Genomic DNA, 19,495 nt, shown 5'->3' with positions numbered 1-19,495 from the left:
GCGGTAATCGTTCAGCGGTCCGACGGGCCGCGGGACGACTTGCCCGGTGCAGCGAACCAGTGGGGCTTCTTGGATTTGTTGGCATTCAGCGAGGCTACGCCACGGCGGGCCGACAGGGCCTTCGCAGACTTGGCTTTCGAGACCGGCTTCTTGGGTTTGTCGGAAGGCGTGCCAGGGGTGGATTCCACTTCCTGCTTCTCGCGCCAGACGACCAGCGTCTTGCCGATATGCTGAACGGACGCGGCGCCGAGTTCGGCACATACCGTAGCCATGATCAGGTCGCGTTCGGTGCGATCTTCACCATAAACCCGGATCTTGATGAGTTCGTGGGCCTGCAGGGCGTGGTCGATTTCCTTGAGCACGGCCGGCGTGAGGCCGTTGCTGGCCACGCTGACGACGGGGTTGAGATGGTGGGCTTGCGCGCGAAGGGCTCGCCGTTCCGCGGGGGTAAGTTCGGTCATGGTTTTGGCAAAGTTGGACGAAGTCCAACTCATTGAAAAAAGGGCGTAATTGTACCGCGATGAAGCGCACCAAGACCAGTAAATCATGGATGACGGAGCACGTTAACGATCCCTTCGTCCAGCGGGCGAAGACCGAGGGCTACCGTGCCCGTGCGGCTTACAAGCTCATGGAGATCGACGACAAGGACAAGCTGATCCGTCCGGGGATGGTCGTCGTCGATCTGGGGGCTGCGCCCGGCTCGTGGAGCCAGGTGGCGATCAACCGGGTGGGGGACAACGGTCGCGTGTTTGCGCTCGATCTGCTTCCGATGGAGCCGATCCACCGCGTGCAGTTCATGCAGGGGGATTTTCACGAAGAGGAATTCGTGCAGCGCTTCGAGGAATTGCTCGAAGGGCGCACGGTAGACCTTGTGATGTCGGATATCGCCCCCAACATATCGGGGATTCCGACGAGCGATCAGGCCCGGTCGATCTACCTTGCCGAACTGGCGCTGGATTTTGCCAGTCAGCATCTGGCGCCAGGCGGGCGCTTTCTGGTGAAGGTCTTCCAAGGGCAGGGCTTTGACGAGTTCCGCAAGCAGATGGAAGGGGTCTTCAGATCGGTCGCCGTCCGGAAGCCGCAGGCATCCCGGGGGCGCAGTTCAGAGGTTTATCTGCTGGGCTCCGGAAAACGCAATTGAGTGTCGTCGCCAAGGATTGAACTTGACTATGGCGACGATGATTTGATCCGCCGAACGTTCGGACATAGAATCAGTCCACTAAGCTATGGCCCCTGTCGGGCCTTCAAGGAATTGCGTTGAACAATTTATTCAAGAATCTTGCGATCTGGCTGGTGATCGGCGTTGTGCTGATGACGGTTTTTAACCAGTTCAACAATCGCCAGGCCGCCCAGAATTCGGTCGAATACTCCCAGTTCATGGAGGACGCCAAGCAGGGCAAGATTTCCAAGGCGATCGTCGATGGCCGTACCGTGCGGGCGCAGACCCAGGACGGCCGCCAGATCACGGTGTACACGCCGGGCGTGCAGGATATCTGGATGGTGGGTGACCTGATGCGCTACGGCGTCAAGGTGACGGCTGCCAAGCCCGAGGAAGAGCAGTCCTTCCTGATGAACATCTTCGTGTCGTGGTTCCCCATGATCCTGCTCATCGGCGTGTGGGTTTTCTTCATGCGTCAGATGCAGGGGGGCGGGCGCGGCGGTGCGTTCTCCTTCGGCAAGTCGAAGGCCAAGATGCTCGACGAGACTGCCAACACGGTCACCTTTGCGGACGTGGCGGGTTGCGATGAAGCGAAGGAAGAGGTCGGTGAACTGGTCGAGTTCCTGCGTGATCCTTCCAAGTTTCAGAAGCTCGGCGGCCACATTCCCAAGGGCGTGCTGATGGTCGGCTCGCCCGGTACCGGCAAGACGCTGCTCGCCAAGGCGATCGCTGGCGAGGCGAAGGTGCCGTTCTTCTCGATCTCCGGTTCCGATTTCGTCGAGATGTTCGTCGGCGTGGGTGCGGCCCGCGTGCGCGACATGTTCGAGCAGGCCAAGAAGCAGGCGCCGTGCATCATCTTCATCGACGAAATCGATGCAGTGGGTCGTCAGCGGGGCGCCGGCCTCGGCGGTGGCAACGACGAGCGCGAGCAGACCCTGAACCAGCTGCTTGTGGAGATGGATGGCTTTGAGGGCGTGTCTGGTGTCATCGTGATCGCTGCGACCAACCGTCCTGACGTGCTGGATCCGGCGCTGCTGCGTCCGGGCCGTTTTGACCGTCAGGTGGTTGTTCCGCTGCCTGACATCCGTGGGCGCGAGCAGATTCTGCGTGTGCACATGCGCAAGGTGCCCATCGCGCCGGACGTGGATGCGCTGGTGCTGGCCCGTGGCTGCCCCGGGTTCGCCGGTGCGGATCTGGCCAACCTGGTCAACGAAGCTGCCCTTTTTGCCGCTCGTGGCAACAAGCGTCTGGTGGATATGGACGACTTCGAGCGCGCCAAGGACAAGATCATGATGGGCGCCGAGCGCCGCTCGATGGTGATGCCCGAAGAAGAACGTCGCAACACGGCGTTCCACGAATCGGGGCACGCTGTAGTTGCCAAGTGTCTGACCAAGACCGATCCGGTTCACAAGGTCACGATCATCCCCCGCGGCCGTGCCCTTGGCGTGACGATGCAGCTTCCTGAGCAGGATCGCTACAGCCAGGACCGTGAGCGCCTCCTGCAGACGATTGCCGTGCTGTTCGGCGGCCGGATTGCGGAAGAGATCTTCATGAACCAGATGACCACCGGTGCTTCCAACGATTTCCAGCGGGCAACCGATCTGGCGCGTCGGATGGTGACCCAGTGGGGCATGTCCGACAACCTCGGGCCCATGGTTTATGGTGAGGAAGAGGGCGAAGTTTTCCTCGGTCGCTCGGTCACGACCCACAAGAACATGTCCGAGGCGACCCTGCAGAAGGTGGATGCCGAGATCCGTCGCATCCTTGATCAGCAGTACGCCCTGGCCCGTCGCCTGATCGAAGAGAACCGCGACAAGGTGGAAGCCATGACCGCGGCGCTGCTCGAACTCGAGACCATCGACGCCGATCAGATCAACGACATCATGGCTGGCAAGGCGCCCCGCGCCCCGAAGCCGACCTCGCAACCGCCCCGTCGTCCGAGCGACGATTCGCCCGGTGCGGCACCGACTGCGCCGGCACCTGCGGCCTGATACATCCGTCCTGTGTTTTTCAGGGCCGGCTCTTGAGCCGGCCCTGTTTCATTTCTGACCGAGTACATCATGAATTCTCCCGTCTTACAGTGCGGACGTTTCCAGCTTGATCTCACCCAGCCGAAGATCATGGCCATCGTCAATGTCACCACCGATTCGTTCTCGGGTGACGGCAACCCGGCGCTGGACGCCGCCATCCGTGCGGCAGAACGTGCGGTGGAGGAGGGCGCCGAGATCCTGGATATCGGCGGTGAGTCTTCGCGGCCCGGAGCGACGCCCGTGCCGGAGCAGCAGGAGCTGGATCGGGTCGTGCCGCTGGTTGAGGCCCTGTCCGGACTTGGCGTGCCCTTGTCGGTGGATACGGTGAAGCCGGCCGTGATGCGGGAGTCCATTCGGGCAGGCGCCGATCTGATCAACGATATCGCCGGATTTCGCGTGTCTGGCGCCGTGGATGCCGTTCGTGGGGCGCCCGTTGCTCTCTGCGTAATGCATATGCAAGGCGAGCCGGGTACCATGCAGCGCTCGCCGCAGTACACCCATGTCGTCGAGGAGGTCGAGGCCTTTCTTGACGAGCGCGTACAGGTGCTGCTGGGGTGCGGTGTCTCGCGCGATCGTATCCTGCTTGATCCCGGTTTTGGCTTCGGCAAGACGGTGGAGCACAACCTGATGCTTCTGCGCCAGCTTGAGCGGTTTGGTGCGGGTGGCTATCCGCTCCTCGTCGGCATGTCCCGAAAGAGCATGCTGGGGGCGATCACCGGGCGGGATGTGGGGGAACGGGTTGTTGCGGGGGCGGCGGCGGCACTGGTCGCCGTCCAGAACGGCGCGCGGATCGTGCGCACCCATGACGTGGGCGCGACCCGTGATGTTTTGCGCTTGTGGAGCGCACTTCAGTCAGACTGAGCGGCGCGCTTGCGGCAGAATGCCAAGTTGATGAAAGACGTGATTGTGAGAGGGAAAATGTCTAGACGGTATTTCGGAACGGATGGTGTGCGTGGTCTCGTCGGCGAATCGCCGATTACGCCGGATTTTGCGCTGCGACTCGGCTATGCCGCGGGCAAGACGCTCGTGGCCCGTGAGCATCTGCGGCCGGGTGAGCACCCTGCGGTGATCATCGGCAAGGACACGCGGATCTCGGGTTACATGCTTGAGTCCGCCCTCGAGGCTGGTTTTTCGGCTGCCGGGGTGGATGTCTATCTGGCAGGGCCACTGCCGACCCCGGCGATCGCCTACCTGACCCGTGCGCTGCGCCTGCAGGTTGGTGTGGTGATTTCGGCCTCCCATAATCCGTTTCAGGATAATGGCATCAAGTTCTTCTCGGCGGCTGGCACCAAGCTGCCGGATTCGGTCGAGCTCGAGATCGAGGCGCGCCTCGATGAGCCGATGGGCTGCGAGCCTTCCTCCCGCCTGGGCAAGGCCCAGCGCATCGACGACGCCCGCGGCCGTTACGTCGAGTTCTGCAAGAACACCTTCCCGAACGAGCTTGACCTGCGCGGCATGAAGATCGCGCTGGATTGCGCCCACGGCGCAGCCTACATGGTTGCACCCAAAGTCTTCCATGAACTGGGTGCGGAGCTTGTGCTCGTCGGTGCCGAGCCGAACGGGATGAACATCAACGACAAGGTCGGGGCGACCTCTCCCCAGTCCATCCGCGACGCCGTGCTGCGCAGCGGCGCCGATCTGGGTATTGCGCTGGATGGTGACGGGGACCGGATCGTGATGGTGGACGCCAAGGGCAACATCTACGACGGCGACAAGCTGCTGTATGTCATCGCCAAGGCTGGCCAGGCCGAAGGGCTGGCGAACGGCGTGGTCGGCACGCTGATGAGCAACCTGGGCTTCGAGCATGCCGTGGGCCGGCTTGGGCTGCCGTTTGCGCGGGCCAAGGTGGGCGACCGCTATGTTCTCGAGCTGATGCACGAGAACGGCTGGAAGCTGGGTGGCGAGAACTCCGGCCACATCATCTGCCTCGACCGGCACTCGACCGGCGACGGGATCATCGCGGGCCTTCAGGTGCTGGCCGCCCTGTGCAAGAACAACACGACCCTCGACGAGATGTGTGCGGATCTTGTGTTCTACCCGCAAAAGCTGGTCAACGTGCCGATTCGCGCCAGTTTCGCGTGGTCGACCAACGAAGCCATCAGCGCGGCGGTAAAGGCGGCGACGGCTGATCTGGCCGATCGTGGACGCGTTCTGCTGCGCCCGTCGGGTACCGAGCCCCTGTTGCGAGTGATGGTCGAGGGTGAGGATGCGGAACAGGTCGATCGTATCGTCCATGGCCTCGCCGAAGTCGTGAGGGCTGCCGCAGTCTGATTTGTTGCAGTGCGATATGTAACAAATCTGAAATTTTCAGTTCGTAGAATGTAACCCGGTGCTGAGCTGTCAGAGACAGTTGAGTGCCGGGTTTGTTTTTTGGGCTTTACTGCTGGATATCCCCGCGGTGCCCGCTACGATGGAGAATTTCATGCAAGGTTTCTTTCGCGCCTGTTCATTCGTTGTTGCCCTTGGCAGTGCCGCCGCTGTGCAGGCTGCTGACATCACCGGTGCAGGGGCGACGTTCCCGTACCCGATCTACTCCAAGTGGGCCGAGATCTACAAGGCGAAGACCAATGTCGGCCTGAACTACCAGTCCATCGGCTCCGGTGGTGGCATCAAGCAGATCAAGGCGAAGACCGTCGATTTCGGCGCGTCCGACATGCCGCTGAAGGCTGAAGATCTGGAGAAGGACGGCCTCGTCCAGTTCCCGGCGGTCATTGGCGGTGTTGTGCCGGTGGTGAATCTGGAAGGTGTTGCGCCGGGTCAGATGAAGATGACCGGCGCACTGCTGGCTGACATCTATCTCGGCAAGATCAAGAAGTGGAACGACCCCGCGATCGCCGCACTGAACGGCGGTGTGAAGCTGCCGGACGAGAACATCACCGTCGTGCGTCGCGCCGATGGTTCTGGCACCACCTTCCTGTTTACCAACTATCTTTCCAAGGTGAACGTCGAATGGAAGGACAAGGTTGGCGCCGGTACCGCGGTGCAGTGGCCGGAAGGTGTGGGCGGCAAGGGTAACGAAGGTGTTGCCTCCTACGTCCAGCGCATCAAGGGTGGCATCGGCTACGTAGAATACGCTTACGCCAAGAAGAACAAGATGATCCACCTGGCTCTGAAGAACAAGGCCGGCGAATTCGTCCAGCCGGATGACCTGACCTTCCAGGCCGCCGCTGCTTACGCCGAGTGGAACAAGGTGCCGGGCTTCGGCGAGATCCTGACCGATCAGCCGGGCAAGACCAGCTGGCCGATCACTGGCGCGAGCTTCGTGCTGATGCACAAGGTTCAGGCCGATCCGGCCAAGGGTCTTGAAGTGTTGAAGTTCTTTGACTGGGCCTTCAAGAATGGTCAGAAGACCGCCGAGGAACTCGACTACGTGGCCCTGCCGCAGACCCTCGTCAAGCAGATCGACGGTGCCTGGCGCACCTCCCTCAAGGATGGTGCAGGCAATCCGGTCCTGAAGTAAGTCGGTCCAGCCTCTGAAACGGGTGGGCGGGGCAGGTGCAATGCCCGTCCATCCGTGTTTGCGCTTTTTCGGTCTAACAAACGGTGAGCCGTAATGTCATCCAATAGCTCAGTACTTGGAAATGCCGCCACGCCCGGCGGAGGCGCCCTCGGGCTGCCGCACGCCGGCGTCGGCGAGAAGCTTCCGCCTCCTCCCCGAGACCGCATGCGGGCCCAGCGGTTCCAGGACGCGCTTTTTCACCAGGTAACCCGTTTCTTTGCTTTCTCCGTGCTGGCGATCCTCATCGCCATCATCGGTTCGCTGATCTACGGTGCCTGGCCGGCGTTGCAGGAATTCGGTGCGGGCTTTGCATTCAGCAGCGACTGGAATCCGGTGACCGACAAGTTCGGCGGCCTGATCTCCGTCTATGGCACCCTCAGCACTTCGGTCATCGCCCTGATCGTGGCGATCCCGGTGAGTTTCGGGATCGCGGTCTTTCTCACCGAGCTCTGCCCGCCGGCCCTGCGTGGTCCGCTTGGCGTGGCGGTTGAGCTGCTTGCCGCGGTGCCCAGCATCATCTACGGGATGTGGGGTCTGTTTGTCTTTGCACCGCTCTTTGCCGATTACATTCAGCCTTTGTTGACTGCCACCCTGGGTAATCTCCCTGTTGTCGGCGGTCTCTTCCAAGGCCCGCAGAACGGCATCGGCATTCTGTCCGCCGGCCTGATCCTGTCGGTGATGGTGATTCCGTTCATTGCGTCGGTGATGCGCGACGTTTTTGAAGTTGTGCCCGGCATCCTCAAGGAATCCGCCTACGGTCTTGGCGCGACCACCTGGGAGGTTGTCTGGAACGTGGTGCTGCCCTACACCCGCGTGGGCGTGATCGGTGGCGTGATGCTCGGCCTCGGCCGTGCGCTGGGCGAAACCATGGCGGTCACCTTCGTGATCGGCAATGCTCACCGGATCAGTCCGTCGCTTTACGAGGCAGGCAACAGTATCGCTTCCACCCTGGCCAACGAATTTGCCGAAGCGGCGAGCGACCTCCATGTGTCGTCGCTGATCGCCCTTGGCCTGATCCTGTTTTTCGTGACCTTCATCGTGCTGGCGCTCTCCAAAGTGCTGCTGATGCGTCTGGGCCGCAGTGAAGGGGAGAAGACCTGATGAGCAATTCGACTGCGCTCTATCGCAAGCGGACCCGAACCAACCAGATCGCGCTGCTGCTGTCCACCGGTGCGATGCTGCTGGGGATGAGCTTTCTCGCCTGGATTCTGGCGGTGCTGCTGTACAAGGGGCTTGGCGCCCTGAGCGTCTCGCTCTTCACCCAGCCCACGCCCGCGCCGGGCTCGGAAGGCGGTCTCTTCAACGCGATCGTCGGTAGTACGATGATGGTTGGTGTCGCGACCTTCATCGCGACGCCGGTGGGGATTCTGGCCGGTGTGTATCTGTCCGAGTATGGACGGAAGGGCTGGCTGGCGCCGACGACGCGCTTCATCAACGACATCCTGCTGTCTGCACCGTCGATCGTGATTGGTGTTTTCATCTACACCGTTTATGTGGCGCAGGTTCAGCACTTTTCGGGCTGGGCGGGTTCCCTGGCGCTTGCGCTGATCGCCATTCCGGTGGTCGTGCGGACGACCGAGAACATGCTCAACCTGGTTCCGGCCAGTCTGCGTGAAGCAGCTTCGGCGCTCGGAGCGCCGCGCTGGAAGGTGGTGTTGCAGGTCGTGCTGCGTTCGGCACGCGCCGGGGTGCTCACCGGCATCCTGCTCGCCATCGCGCGTCTGAGCGGTGAAACGGCTCCGCTGCTCTTCACTGCGCTGAATAACCAATTCACCAACTTTGATCTGAACGGGCCGATGGCCAACCTTCCCGTCGTGATCTTCCAGTTCGCAATGAGCCCGTACGAGAACTGGAACTCGCTGGCGTGGGGTGGTGCGATCCTCATTACCTTTGGCGTACTGTGCCTGAACATCGTTGTTCGCACCCTGTTCCGCAAGAAGATCTAGGAAAACTCATCATGCAAACTCCTGTAGCGACCAAGCGCGACATGTCCTTCGCGGAAGTGCGGGGCGAGTCGGCCGGCACTTCGGCTCCGACCATGGCTCCCAAGATCAGGATCCGGAATCTCGATTTCTTTTATGGGTCCTTCCAGGGTCTGAAGCACATCGATCTGGACATCCACGAAGGTATGGTGACCGCCTTCATCGGGCCGTCCGGGTGTGGCAAATCCACGCTGCTGCGCACGCTCAACCGGATGTATGACCTCTACCCGGGCCAGCGCGCGACGGGTGAGATCCTGCTCAACGGAAAGAACGTGCTCGATCCTGGCCAGGACGTGAATGCCCTGCGGGCCAAGGTCGGCATGGTCTTCCAGAAGCCCACGCCGTTTCCGATGTCGATCTACGAGAACATCGCGTTTGGCGTACGGCTCTATGAAAACCTCTCCCGAGCCGACATGGATAACCGGGTGGAGTGGGCGCTGCGCAAGGCGGCGCTGTGGGATGAGGTGAAGGGCAAGCTGAACCAGAGCGGGCTGTCCCTCTCGGGCGGTCAGCAGCAGCGCCTGTGCATTGCGCGCGGCGTGGCCGTGAAGCCGGAAGTGTTGTTGCTCGACGAGCCGACCTCGGCGCTGGATCCGATTTCCACGGCCAAGGTCGAAGAGTTGGTCCACGAACTGAAGAGCGAATACACGATCGCCATCGTCACTCACAACATGCAGCAGGCCGCGCGGGTGTCGGACTATACTGCCTACATGTATCTGGGCGAGCTCGTGGAGTTTGGCCTGACGGACGAGATCTTCATCAAGCCGAAGCGCAAAGAAACCGAGGACTACATCACCGGTCGGTTTGGCTGATACAGCGTTTGACTCTGTTGTGCTTGCGACGGGGCTGGTTGATCCAGCCCCGTTTTTTTGACCCTGAGGATGCCGCGAGATACAATCCGACGATTTGGCTCTGGTGTTCAAGGTGCGGAAAAAGCTGGTTGTCGGAAACTGGAAGATGAATGGTGGGCTCGAGCGCAATGCTGTGCTGCTCGCCGGGCTTGCTGCGTGCGGCAATCGTGAGGGTGTCGACGTGGTGGTGTGCCCTCCGTATCCATACCTGGCTCAGGCGGTGGCTGCCCTCAGGGGGGCTGCGGTGGCTGTTGGCGGGCAGGATCTCTGTGCTTTCAAGGACGGGGCCTACACCGGTGAAGTGAGTGCGTCCATGCTTCTGGATATCGGCTGCGCGTGGGTCATCGTCGGGCATTCCGAGCGGCGCAGCCTGTTCGGCGAAACCGACGCTGTGACTGCAGCAAAGGTGCTGGCAGCGCTTGATGCCGGCCTGTCGCCGATACTGTGTGTGGGTGAGTCCCTCGCGCAGCGTGAAGCTGGCGACGCCGAGGTCGTGGTGCGCGCCCAGCTTGATCGTGTTGTCGATGTACTGGGAGCGGAGCGGTTTGCCGGTGTGGTCGTGGCCTATGAGCCTGTTTGGGCGATCGGCACCGGCAAGACGGCATCGCCGGAACAGGCTCAGGGAATGCACAAGGAAATTCGCATGCATCTTGAGCGCCGCGGTGTGGCCGCTGAGGGTGTAAAGATTCTTTATGGCGGCAGTGTAACCGCTGCCACTGCTTCGCAGCTTTTTGCGGAGCCCGATATCGACGGCGCTCTCGTAGGTGGTGCGTCGCTCGTTGCTGACAGTTTTTCGTCAATTTGCGCGGCAGCTGCTGCGCGCTGAGTTGTCTTGGAGATATTCATGGGTGGTGTTGTTTTTTCGATCGTTCTGACGATTCATGTGCTGGCTGGTCTTGGGGTTATTGGTCTGGTTCTGATGCAGCACGGCAAGGGTGCGGACATGGGTGCGGCCTTCGGTAGTGGTGCGTCGGGTAGCCTGTTTGGCTCGTCCGGCTCGGCAAACTTCCTGAGCCGTACGACGGGTGCGCTTGCTGCCGTGTTTTTTGTGACCAGTCTGGGTCTGAGCTACCTCGCTGGTGCCAAGGCGCCTGCCAGCAAGAGCGTGATGGAAGGTGCTCCTGTTTCTGCGCCTGCCGCCGCGCCCGAGCAGACCCCGGTCGCCCCAGTTGAAGCTGGCTCCAAGGCCAAGGATATCCCCCGATAAAAATAAGTAATGCTTGGCGCAGAGGGTGATTGCCTTTATAATGCGCGGCAACAAACAAGCTGGCCGACGTGGTGAAATTGGTAGACACGCTATCTTGAGGGGGTAGTGGCGAAAGCCGTATGAGTTCGAGTCTCATCGTCGGCACCATAAAATAAGTGATTCGCCCGCAGTACGCGGGCGTTTGCTTGCAGGCAGCGCTAAACTGCTATTCGGTTGCGGGAGCTAAAGTATGTTGGAATCCTATTTTCCAGTCCTTGTCTTTATCCTGTTTGCAGCTGCGTTCGGCTTTATTCCTATTGTAGCTGGCTGGATTCTGGGTCCGAGCAAGCCGGATGCCGAGAAGCTCTCTCCCTTTGAGTGTGGCTTCGAGCCTTTTGAAGATGCGCGCATCAAGTTTGATGTCCGTTACTATCTTCTGGCTATTCTCTTCATTCTCTTCGATCTTGAAATTGCCTTCCTTTTCCCGTGGGCGACCATTCTTCGGGAAATTGCTGCGAACGAATCCATTCGCTTGTTTGGGTTTTTTGAAATGATTGTCTTTCTCGGCATTCTTCTGCTCGGTTATATCTACGTGTGGAAAAAGGGCGCTCTCGACTGGGAGTGATCGGTCGGGCTGCCGTGCTGCATAAATTGTTGGTTAAAGGGTGTCTATGAGCATCGAGGGTGTCTTCAAGGAAGGGTTTGTCACCACTTCGCTTGATACGGTAATCAACTGGACTCGCACAGGTTCGCTGTGGCCCATGACCTTCGGTCTTGCGTGCTGCGCGGTAGAGATGATTCATGCGGGCTGTTCCCGTTATGACTTGGACCGCTTTGGTGTGGTTTTTCGTCCCAGTCCGCGGCAGTCCGACTTGATGATTGTCGCCGGCACGCTCTGCAACAAGATGGCGCCCGCGCTTCGCAAGGTCTACGACCAGATGTCTGAGCCGCGCTGGGTGATCTCGATGGGGTCGTGCGCGAACGGCGGCGGTTATTACCACTATTCGTACTCGGTGGTCCGCGGTTGTGACCGGATTGTTCCGGTTGACGTGTATGTTCCCGGATGCCCCCCGACTGCCGAGGCCTTGCTGTACGGCATCGTTCAGCTCCAGAACAAAATCAAGCGTGAATACACGATTGCCTGTTGAGTGCAGACCATCATGACTGAAAAGCTAGAGCTTCTGGCTCAATTGATGACTGAAAAGCTCGGAGAGCGCGCCAAACGGGTGGTGAATGCCTGTGGTGAGGTTACAGTCGTTGTTTCGGCAGCTGATTATCTGGCTGTTGCCGCTGAGCTTCGGGATGATCCCGCTCTCCACTTCGAGCAGCTCATCGATCTGACTGGTGTGGATTACTCCAGTTATGCCGGAGAAGGCCAGGGTGGGCGTTTTGCCGCGTCGGTTCATCTACTGTCGGTCAAGAATAATTATCGTCTCCGGCTGAAGGTTTTTGCTGAGGATGAGTCGTTCCCTGTGCTGGCCTCGCTTTGCGAAATCTGGCCGAGCGCGAATTGGTTTGAGCGCGAGGCCTTCGACCTTTTCGGCATCCTGTTCTCTGGCCACCCGGATCTGCGCAGAATTCTCACCGATTACGGTTTTGTTGGATATCCTTTCCGCAAGGATTTCCCGATCTCTGGTTATGTAGAAATGCGTTACGACCAAGAGCTTGGTCGTGTCGTTTATCAGCCGGTCAGCATTGAGCCGCGTGAGAACACGCCGCGCATCGTGCGTGACGAAAATTATGGGAATGTCGGTCATGGCTGAGATTCGTAACTACACAATCAACTTTGGTCCCCAGCACCCCGCTGCCCACGGGGTACTTCGCTTGGTTCTTGAGCTTGATGGCGAAGTTGTGGAGCGCGCTGATCCGCATATCGGCCTCCTTCACCGTGGCACTGAAAAGCTTGCCGAGACCAGGACCTGGGTTCAGTCGGTTCCGTACATGGATCGTCTCGACTACGTGTCCATGATGTGTAACGAGCACGCCTATTGCATGGCAATCGAGCGTCTCCTCGGGTTGGAAGTTCCTCTTCGGGCCCAGTACATTCGCGTTCTCTACGACGAGATCACTCGGGTTCTGAACCATCTGCTGGCTGTCGGTACACACGCACTGGATATCGGTGCGATGACGATGGTGCTGTACACCTTCCGTGAGCGGGAGGATCTGATGGACGCCTATGAGGCCGTCTCCGGCGCACGGATGCATGCCGCCTACTATCGGCCGGGTGGTGTATATCGTGATCTTCCGGATCGGATGCCCCAGTATGAGGTTTCCAAGTGGAAGAGCGCCAAGACTGTTTCCGAACTCAACGAGAATCGGCAGGGTTCGCTGCTGGATTTCCTTGAAGACTTCACAGCCCGCTTCCCGAAATATGTCGATGAGTACGAGACGCTGCTGACCGATAACCGTATCTGGAAGCAGCGGACGGTGGGTATCGGAGTTGTCTCTCCGGAGAAGGCGCTTGCGCTCGGTTTCACCGGCGTAATGTTGCGCGGTTCCGGTATCGAATGGGATATCCGCAAGAAGCAGCCGTATGAAGTCTACGACCAGCTGGATTTTGACATCCCGGTTGGCGTGGAAGGTGATTGCTATGACCGCTACCTCTGCCGTATTGAAGAGATGCGTCAGTCGAACCGGATCATGAAGCAGTGTATCGAGTGGCTGCGGAAGAACCCCGGACCGGTCATCTCGACCAATCACAAGGTTGCCCCGCCGTCGCGTGAGCGGATGAAGAGCAACATGGAAGAACTGATCCATCACTTCAAGTTGTTTACTGAAGGGATGCACGTGCCCCCGGGTGAGGTCTACGCGCCTGTCGAGCACCCGAAGGGTGAGTTCGGCGTGTATGCGATCTCTGACGGCGCGAACAAGCCTTATCGTCTCAAGCTGCGGTCTCCTGGTTTCACCCATCTTTCAGCGATGGATGAGATGTCTCGCGGCCACATGATTGCTGACGTAGTTGCCATTATCGGAACCATGGATATCGTATTTGGAGACGTGGACCGCTGATGTTGTATCTGGTCAGCATCCGGAGTTCCGATCGACATTCTGATGACAGTAGACAAAAATGTTGAGTCCAGAATCCCTGAAGAAAATTGATCGTGAGATCGCCAAGTATCCAGCTGATCAAAAGCAGTCTGCTTCGATGGCTGCGTTGCGTATCGCGCAAGTGGAGAAAGGCTGGCTCTCCAACGAGACGATTGAGTTTGTGGCAGCCTACCTGGAGATGCCGCCGATTGCGGTGTACGAGGTAGCGAGTTTCTACAACATGTACGATCTCTCTCCGGTTGGGGCGCGAAAGATCACTGTCTGTACGAATCTACCGTGCGCGCTTTCCGGTGGTGTCCACGCTGCGGATTACATCAAGAAAAAGCTCGGAATCGACTTTAATGAGACGACTCCGGACGGACGATTCACCTTGAAGGAAGGTGAATGCATGGGGGCCTGTGGTGATGCGCCCGTGTTGCTGGTGAATAACCACCGGATGTGCAGCTGGATGACTGAAGAGAAAATCGATCAACTTCTGGCTGATCTCGCAAAATGACCTCTCAAAGAATTATTCTTTCTGGGCTTGACGGCGATCGCACCTGGCGTTTGAATGATTACGTCAAACGGCAAGGCTACGACGCTCTCAAGAAAATTATTGCGGAAAAGATTCCCGCGGATCAGATCATCGGTGAGGTGAAGAAGTCGGCTCTCCGCGGACGAGGCGGTGCGGGTTTCCCGACGGGGCTGAAGTGGAGCTTCATGCCGCGCGCCTTTCCGGGTGCCAAGTATCTCGCCTGCAATTCGGATGAAGGTGAGCCGGGTACCTTCAAGGATCGCGATATCCTTCGGTACAACCCGCACTCCGTCATCGAAGGCATGATCATCGCTGGCTACGCCATGGGGTGTGAGCGCGGCTACAACTATATCCACGGTGAAATCTTCGAGGTCTATGAGCGCTTCGAGGAGGCGCTCCAGGAAGCTCGGGACGCAGGGCTCCTCGGGAAGAACATTCTCGGCTCTGATTTCAGTTTCGATCTGTTTGCGCATCACGGGTACGGGGCGTACATCTGCGGTGAAGAAACCGCACTGCTGGAGTCTATTGAGGGCAAGAAGGGGCAGCCGCGATTCAAGCCGCCGTTTCCTGCCAGCTTCGGTCTGTACGGCAAGCCGACCACGATTAACAACACCGAGACGTTTGCCTCGATTCCCTACATCATTCGTGAAGGCGGGGATGCTTTTCTTGCGCTCGGGAAACCTAACAACGGTGGTACTAAGTTGTTCTCGGTTTCTGGTCACGTAAATCGTCCCGGCAACTACGAGATTCCCCTTGGAACGCCGTTTTCCACGCTGCTCGAAATGGCTGGTGGTGTGCGCGGCGGCCGCAAGTTGAAAGCTGTGATTCCCGGTGGTTCGTCGGCACCTGTGCTTCCTGGCGCTGTCATGATGGATTGCACCATGGATTACGACTCCATTTCCAAGGCTGGTTCGATGCTTGGTTCCGGTGCCGTGATCGTGATGGACGAATCGACGTGTATGGTCAAGGCCTTGGAGCGATTGTCGTACTTCTACTTCGAGGAGTCGTGCGGGCAATGTACGCCCTGCCGCGAAGGAACCGGCTGGTTGTACCGTGTGGTGCATCGGATTGAAAACGGCCTCGGCCGCCCTGATGACCTCGATCTACTCAATAGCGTGACCGCGAATATCATGGGACGCACCATCTGTGCGCTCGGCGATGCTGCGTCCATGCCGGTTCAAAGTTTCGTGAAGCATTTCGGCGACGAATTTGCTTATCACATCGAACATAAAAAATGCTTCGTAGCGCCTGATGTTCAGCGCGACGGCAGCAAGATTTTTGTAGCGTAGGCTCGACATGCTAGAAATCGAAATTGACGGAAAGCAGTTGCAGGTTCCTGACGGCAGTACCGTCATGGAGGCCGCTACCAAGGTTGGGGCCTATGTTCCGCACTTCTGCTATCACAAGAAGCTCTCCATCGCGGCTAACTGCCGGATGTGTCTGGTTCAGGTTGAGAAGGCGCCCAAGCCGCTTCCGGCGTGCGCTACGCCCGTTACAAATGGGATGAAGGTCTGGACCCATTCCGAGCAGGCGGTGAAGGCTCAAAAGGGTGTGATGGAGTTCCTCCTGATCAATCACCCGTTGGACTGCCCGATCTGCGACCAGGGTGGCGAGTGCCAGCTGCAGGATCTGTCCGTCGGTTACGGTGGCTCGGAATCCCGCTACCAGGAAGAGAAGCGCGTTGTCGGCAATAAGGACTTAGGGCCGCTCGTTTCCACGGACATGACCCGCTGCATCAATTGCACGCGTTGTGTCCGATTTACGTCGGAGATTGCCGGTCTGATGGAGCTTGGTCAGGCGTTCCGCGGCGAGCATGCCGAGATCATGCCGTTTGTCGAGAAGACAATCGAGACCGAATTGTCGGGCAACATCATCGATCTTTGTCCGGTTGGTGCTTTGACTTCGAAGCCTTTCCGCTTCGGCGCTCGTGCTTGGGAACTGTCCCGGCGCAAGTCCGTCAGTCCGCATGACTCGCTTGGTAGCAATCTCGTTGTTCAGGTCAAGCACGATACGGTAAAGCGCGTGCTTCCCCTCGAAAACGAAGCGGTGAACGAATGCTGGTTGTCCGATAAGGACCGTTTCTCCTATGACGCCTTGAATTCAGCTGATCGTTTGACTCGCCCGATGCTCAAGCAGGGCGGCAATTGGATCGAGACTGATTGGCAGACTGCGATCGAGTACGTCGCCAACGGCCTGAAGTCCATCAAGGCTGATCACGGCGCAGAGGCAATCGGTGCACTGGCTTCGCCGCACAGCACGCTGGAAGAACTGAATCTTCTGCAATCCCTGGTCCGGGGGCTCGGTTCCGGGAACGTCGATTTCCGTCTCCGTCAATCTGATTTTTCTCTCGACGGTCAGCGGGGTGGGGCACCGTGGCTCGGGATGCCGGTTGCTGATATCGGCTCCCTCGACCGCCTCTTCATTGTCGGAAGCTTTTTCAGGAAGGATCACCCCCTGATCGCGCAGCGTGTGCGTCAGGCGGCAAAACGCGGTCTGAAGATCTCCGCGGTCAATCCAGCCTTTGACGACTGGCAGCTCAATCTTACCAACAAGGCGATTGTTGCTCCGAGTGGCATCCCAGCCTTCCTGGCCTCCGTGGTCAAGGCACTTGCTGCCGAAAAGGAGCTGAGCCTGTCTGGTCCCGTGGCTGATGTGTGTTCTGGACTGGATGTGTCCGAGAGCGCTCTTGCCATTGCCCGTAGCCTTGCGTCTGGTCGTAAGACGGCCGTGTGGCTTGGTAACTTCGCTGTTCAGCACGAACAAGCTGGCCTTATCCATGTGCTCGCTTCCGAGGTTGCACGTCTGGCCGGGGCTAAATTGGGAGTGATTGGCGAGGCAGCCAACAGCGTGGGTGGCTACCTCGCAGGGGCTGTACCGTTCGTTGGTGACGTCAAGGGCAAGAATGTCTCTGAGATGCTCGCATCGAAGATCAAAGCCTATCTTCTGCTCGGCGTTGAGCCAAGCCTGGATATGGCCGCTGGCGCCACCGCGCTGTCGTCCATTCGCGAGGCAGAGATGGTTGCTGTCCTTTCGCCGTTCAAGTCTGCTGAATTGATGGAAGTTGCGGATGTGCTGCTGCCGATCGCTCCTTTCACTGAGACCGCTGGTACTTTTGTGAACTGTGAAGGGCGGGTGCAGAGCTTCTTCCCTGTTGTGAAGAGCCTTGGTGAATCCCGTCCGGGCTGGAAGGCCCTGCGCGTTCTCGGTTCCACCCTGGGACTTTCCGACTTCTCGTTCGAAACGGTTGAAGATGTGCGTGCTCGCATGGCTCCGGTCTTCTCGGGCGACGTGAGCGGACTTTCTAATGATGTCGGTGCGAAACTTGAGAAGCTTCCGGTCAAGTCGGCTGCAATCGAACGAGTTGCCGATGTGCCGATTTACTTTGCTGATCCCATCGCTCGGCGGGCTGCGCCGCTGCAGCAAACCGTCGATGCGACAGCGCCGGTAGCAAGAATGAATCCGCGCACCGCAGATGCTCTTGGTCTGAAGGTCGGCGGGAACGTGAAGGTAAGCTCCGCAGCAGGGAGTGCTGTCGTGGCGCTGGTTGAGGATGCTGGGGTTGCGGAGGGTTGCGTGCGTCTTGCAGCTGCGCATTCCAGCACTGCTCAGCTCGGTGGCTGGCATGGTGAAATCAGCGTGGAGCAGGTGTGATGGAAGCCTACATTGACCCGGTAGCCCAGTTTTTCGGCCCCGCTTGGCCGCTGATCTGGTCGTTGCTCAAGATCATCGGCATTATTGCGCCGCTGTTCCTTTGCGTTGCTTACCTGACGCTTGCTGAGCGTAAGGTGATCGGCTACATGCAGGTACGTATCGGCCCCAATCGTGTCGGGCCGAGGGGGCTGCTTCAGCCGATCGCCGACGGTGTGAAGCTCCTGCTCAAGGAAATCATCGTTCCGTCGGGTGCGAATAAAAGCCTCTTCATCATCGGCCCCGTTCTAGCGTTGGGGCCCGCTCTGGCTGCATGGGCGGTTGTCCCGTTTAGCGAAGGCTGGGTCATTGGGAATGTGGATGCTGGTCTGCTGTTCCTGCTCGCGATCACCTCGATCGAAGTCTACGGCGTGATCATTGCGGCCTGGGCTTCTAATTCGAAGTACGCATTTCTTGGCGGGATGCGCGCGGCAGCACAGATGGTTTCTTACGAAATCGCCATGGGTTTTGCCCTTGTCTGCGTGCTGATGATTTCTTCGAGCCTGAATCTGACGGATATCGTGAATAGTCAGGGTAAGGGGCAGTGGGCCGACTGGGGTTTCGGATTCCTAAGCTGGAACTGGCTGCCGCTGTTCCCGATGTTCCTGGTGTATCTGATTTCTGGCATCGCCGAGACCAATCGCGCTCCGTTTGACGTGGTTGAAGGCGAGTCGGAAATCGTTGCGGGTCACATGGTGGAGTATTCGGGTATGGCTTTCGCACTCTTCTTCCTCGGAGAGTACGCGAACATGATTCTCGTCTCGGCGCTCACCTCCCTGCTGTTCCTTGGTGGCTGGCTGTCTCCCGTGGGTTTCCTGCCTGATGGTTTTGTCTGGTTGGCACTGAAGACCTCGTTCATCCTGTTCTTGTTCCTGTGGTTCCGTGCGACCTTCCCGCGCTTCAGGTACGACCACATCATGCGTCTGGGCTGGAAGGTGTTCATTCCGCTCACGCTGTTTTGGGTCGTGGTTGTCGCGGTTTGGATCATGTCGCCGCTGTCGATTTGGAAGTGAGGCTCTAAATGGGTGCTTTGAAAGATTACGTAGGAAGCCTCTTCCTCAAGGAATTACTCAAGGGTATGGCGCTTACCGGGCGTCACCTCTTCGCGCGGAAGATTACTGTCCAGTATCCGGATGAGAAGACGCCGCAGAGCCCGCGTTTCCGGGGGCTGCATGCGCTGCGACGTTATCCGAATGGCGAGGAGCGCTGTATCGCATGCAAGCTTTGTGAGGCGGTTTGCCCGGCAATGGCGATCACTATCGAATCGGATGCTCGGGACGACGGATCGCGTCGGACCACCCGTTACGACATTGATCTGACGAAGTGCATCTTCTGCGGTTTTTGTGAGGAAGCCTGTCCGGTGGATGCAATCGTGGAAACCCGGATTTTCGAGTACCACGGTGAGAAGCGCGGGGATCTCTACTACACGAAGCAGATGCTTTTAGCGGTCGGAGATAAGTACGAGTCCCAAATTGCAAAGGATCGCGAGACTGACTCTCGCTATCGCTGATAGAAGCTCGAGCTGTCTTACATCGAAAC

General features: G+C 58.8%; 20 protein-coding genes and 1 tRNA gene. 20 read left to right on the top strand and 1 reads right to left on the bottom strand.

Annotated features, from left to right (window positions below; all coding sequences use genetic code 11):
- Positions 1 to 11: 11 nt before the first annotated feature.
- Positions 12 to 461: a ribosome assembly RNA-binding protein YhbY gene (gene yhbY / locus GH681_RS05030; protein WP_153160334.1), complete on the bottom strand. Its 450-nt coding sequence runs from the start codon at positions 459 to 461 to the stop codon at positions 12 to 14.
- A gap of 59 nt (positions 462 to 520) precedes the next feature.
- On the opposite strand from yhbY, the gene rlmE reads away from it, so the two are divergent.
- The 20 genes from rlmE (at position 521) to nuoI (ending at position 19,466) form a co-directional block, all read left to right on the top strand.
- Complete coding sequence (rlmE, locus tag GH681_RS05025) at positions 521 to 1,141, top strand: 23S rRNA (uridine(2552)-2'-O)-methyltransferase RlmE (protein WP_153160333.1); 621 nt, start codon at positions 521 to 523, stop codon at positions 1,139 to 1,141.
- A 116-nt stretch (positions 1,142 to 1,257) separates the two neighbouring features.
- Entirely contained in the window at positions 1,258 to 3,150 is a 1,893-nt protein-coding gene (gene ftsH, locus GH681_RS05020) for an ATP-dependent zinc metalloprotease FtsH (RefSeq protein ID WP_153160332.1), read from the top strand.
- A gap of 69 nt (positions 3,151 to 3,219) precedes the next feature.
- Positions 3,220 to 4,050, top strand: a complete 831-nt coding sequence (folP, locus tag GH681_RS05015) for a dihydropteroate synthase (RefSeq protein WP_228111783.1) — start codon at positions 3,220 to 3,222, stop codon at positions 4,048 to 4,050.
- Positions 4,051 to 4,107: 57 nt separating this feature from the next.
- A complete protein-coding gene (gene glmM, locus GH681_RS05010; protein ID WP_153160331.1) occupies positions 4,108 to 5,460 on the top strand; it encodes a phosphoglucosamine mutase in 1,353 nt (450 codons plus the stop codon).
- A 151-nt stretch (positions 5,461 to 5,611) separates the two neighbouring features.
- Complete coding sequence (pstS, locus tag GH681_RS05005; protein ID WP_153160330.1) at positions 5,612 to 6,649, top strand: phosphate ABC transporter substrate-binding protein PstS; 1,038 nt, start codon at positions 5,612 to 5,614, stop codon at positions 6,647 to 6,649.
- Between the two features lie 93 nt (positions 6,650 to 6,742).
- A complete protein-coding gene (pstC, locus tag GH681_RS05000; RefSeq protein ID WP_153160329.1) occupies positions 6,743 to 7,789 on the top strand; it encodes a phosphate ABC transporter permease subunit PstC in 1,047 nt (348 codons plus the stop codon).
- A complete protein-coding gene (gene pstA, locus GH681_RS04995) occupies positions 7,789 to 8,634 on the top strand; it encodes a phosphate ABC transporter permease PstA (protein WP_153160328.1) in 846 nt (281 codons plus the stop codon). The genes pstC and pstA overlap by 1 nt, the downstream gene beginning before the upstream one ends.
- A 92-nt stretch (positions 8,635 to 8,726) precedes the next feature.
- Positions 8,727 to 9,482, top strand: a complete 756-nt coding sequence (pstB, locus tag GH681_RS04990) for a phosphate ABC transporter ATP-binding protein PstB (protein WP_298622093.1) — start codon at positions 8,727 to 8,729, stop codon at positions 9,480 to 9,482.
- A 112-nt stretch (positions 9,483 to 9,594) separates the two neighbouring features.
- Positions 9,595 to 10,347, top strand: coding sequence for a triose-phosphate isomerase (tpiA, locus tag GH681_RS04985; RefSeq protein WP_153160503.1), 753 nt, complete (start codon positions 9,595 to 9,597; stop codon positions 10,345 to 10,347).
- An 18-nt stretch (positions 10,348 to 10,365) separates the two neighbouring features.
- On the top strand, positions 10,366 to 10,728 hold the full coding sequence (gene secG, locus GH681_RS04980; protein ID WP_153160327.1) for a preprotein translocase subunit SecG: 363 nt from the start codon (positions 10,366 to 10,368) through the stop codon (positions 10,726 to 10,728).
- 62 nt (positions 10,729 to 10,790) lie between these two features.
- Positions 10,791 to 10,875: transfer RNA gene (locus tag GH681_RS04975), tRNA-Leu, on the top strand.
- An 82-nt stretch (positions 10,876 to 10,957) separates the two neighbouring features.
- Complete coding sequence (ndhC, locus tag GH681_RS04970) at positions 10,958 to 11,332, top strand: NADH-quinone oxidoreductase subunit A (protein ID WP_153160326.1); 375 nt, start codon at positions 10,958 to 10,960, stop codon at positions 11,330 to 11,332.
- A 46-nt stretch (positions 11,333 to 11,378) separates the two neighbouring features.
- A complete protein-coding gene (locus GH681_RS04965; protein ID WP_153160325.1) occupies positions 11,379 to 11,855 on the top strand; it encodes an NADH-quinone oxidoreductase subunit B family protein in 477 nt (158 codons plus the stop codon).
- Positions 11,856 to 11,867: 12 nt separating this feature from the next.
- Positions 11,868 to 12,470, top strand: a complete 603-nt coding sequence (locus tag GH681_RS04960) for an NADH-quinone oxidoreductase subunit C (RefSeq protein ID WP_153160324.1) — start codon at positions 11,868 to 11,870, stop codon at positions 12,468 to 12,470.
- Complete coding sequence (locus tag GH681_RS04955; protein ID WP_153160323.1) at positions 12,463 to 13,716, top strand: NADH-quinone oxidoreductase subunit D; 1,254 nt, start codon at positions 12,463 to 12,465, stop codon at positions 13,714 to 13,716. Before GH681_RS04960 ends, GH681_RS04955 begins: the two co-directional genes overlap by 8 nt.
- Before the next feature lie 58 nt (positions 13,717 to 13,774).
- Complete coding sequence (gene nuoE / locus GH681_RS04950) at positions 13,775 to 14,251, top strand: NADH-quinone oxidoreductase subunit NuoE (protein ID WP_153160322.1); 477 nt, start codon at positions 13,775 to 13,777, stop codon at positions 14,249 to 14,251.
- On the top strand, positions 14,248 to 15,558 hold the full coding sequence (gene nuoF / locus GH681_RS04945; RefSeq protein WP_194271136.1) for an NADH-quinone oxidoreductase subunit NuoF: 1,311 nt from the start codon (positions 14,248 to 14,250) through the stop codon (positions 15,556 to 15,558). The genes nuoE and nuoF overlap by 4 nt, the downstream gene beginning before the upstream one ends.
- Positions 15,559 to 15,565: 7 nt before the next feature.
- The gene (gene nuoG / locus GH681_RS04940) at positions 15,566 to 17,920 is read left to right on the top strand and encodes an NADH-quinone oxidoreductase subunit NuoG (RefSeq protein WP_153160321.1); all 2,355 of its coding nucleotides are present in this window, start codon (positions 15,566 to 15,568) and stop codon (positions 17,918 to 17,920) included.
- Positions 17,920 to 18,969, top strand: a complete 1,050-nt coding sequence (gene nuoH / locus GH681_RS04935) for an NADH-quinone oxidoreductase subunit NuoH (RefSeq protein ID WP_153160320.1) — start codon at positions 17,920 to 17,922, stop codon at positions 18,967 to 18,969. Before nuoG ends, nuoH begins: the two co-directional genes overlap by 1 nt.
- Positions 18,970 to 18,977: 8 nt before the next feature.
- Positions 18,978 to 19,466: an NADH-quinone oxidoreductase subunit NuoI gene (gene nuoI / locus GH681_RS04930; RefSeq protein WP_153160319.1), complete on the top strand. Its 489-nt coding sequence runs from the start codon at positions 18,978 to 18,980 to the stop codon at positions 19,464 to 19,466.
- Positions 19,467 to 19,495: the final 29 nt, after the last annotated feature.

This window comes from Zoogloea sp. 1C4 (assembly GCF_009469605.1).
In the GTDB taxonomy this organism is placed as follows: Bacteria; Pseudomonadota; Gammaproteobacteria; order Burkholderiales; family Rhodocyclaceae; genus Zoogloea; species Zoogloea oryzae.
The sequence above is the reverse complement of the archived record's forward strand: the minus strand, read 5'-3'. Positions and strand labels throughout refer to the sequence as shown.

Bases quoted from the DNA above. Each gene is read 5' to 3' on its own strand.
- nuoF (WP_194271136.1), top strand. From the start codon at position 14,248: ATGACCTCTCAAAGAATTATTCTTTCTGGGCTTGACGGCGATCGCACC.
- secG (WP_153160327.1), top strand. From the start codon at position 10,366: ATGGGTGGTGTTGTTTTTTCGATCGTTCTGACGATTCATGTGCTGGCT.
- GH681_RS04965 (WP_153160325.1), top strand. From the start codon at position 11,379: ATGAGCATCGAGGGTGTCTTCAAGGAAGGGTTTGTCACCACTTCGCTT.
- GH681_RS04960 (WP_153160324.1), top strand. From the start codon at position 11,868: ATGACTGAAAAGCTAGAGCTTCTGGCTCAATTGATGACTGAAAAGCTC.
- folP (WP_228111783.1), top strand. From the start codon at position 3,220: ATGAATTCTCCCGTCTTACAGTGCGGACGTTTCCAGCTTGATCTCACC.
- nuoG (WP_153160321.1), top strand. From the start codon at position 15,566: ATGCTAGAAATCGAAATTGACGGAAAGCAGTTGCAGGTTCCTGACGGC.
- nuoE (WP_153160322.1), top strand. From the start codon at position 13,775: ATGTTGAGTCCAGAATCCCTGAAGAAAATTGATCGTGAGATCGCCAAG.
- nuoI (WP_153160319.1), top strand. From the start codon at position 18,978: ATGGGTGCTTTGAAAGATTACGTAGGAAGCCTCTTCCTCAAGGAATTA.
- pstC (WP_153160329.1), top strand. From the start codon at position 6,743: ATGTCATCCAATAGCTCAGTACTTGGAAATGCCGCCACGCCCGGCGGA.
- pstS (WP_153160330.1), top strand. From the start codon at position 5,612: ATGCAAGGTTTCTTTCGCGCCTGTTCATTCGTTGTTGCCCTTGGCAGT.
- yhbY (WP_153160334.1), bottom strand. From the start codon at position 461: ATGACCGAACTTACCCCCGCGGAACGGCGAGCCCTTCGCGCGCAAGCC.
- ndhC (WP_153160326.1), top strand. From the start codon at position 10,958: ATGTTGGAATCCTATTTTCCAGTCCTTGTCTTTATCCTGTTTGCAGCT.
- GH681_RS04955 (WP_153160323.1), top strand. From the start codon at position 12,463: ATGGCTGAGATTCGTAACTACACAATCAACTTTGGTCCCCAGCACCCC.
- pstA (WP_153160328.1), top strand. From the start codon at position 7,789: ATGAGCAATTCGACTGCGCTCTATCGCAAGCGGACCCGAACCAACCAG.
- nuoH (WP_153160320.1), top strand. From the start codon at position 17,920: ATGGAAGCCTACATTGACCCGGTAGCCCAGTTTTTCGGCCCCGCTTGG.
- rlmE (WP_153160333.1), top strand. From the start codon at position 521: ATGAAGCGCACCAAGACCAGTAAATCATGGATGACGGAGCACGTTAAC.
- pstB (WP_298622093.1), top strand. From the start codon at position 8,727: ATGGCTCCCAAGATCAGGATCCGGAATCTCGATTTCTTTTATGGGTCC.
- glmM (WP_153160331.1), top strand. From the start codon at position 4,108: ATGTCTAGACGGTATTTCGGAACGGATGGTGTGCGTGGTCTCGTCGGC.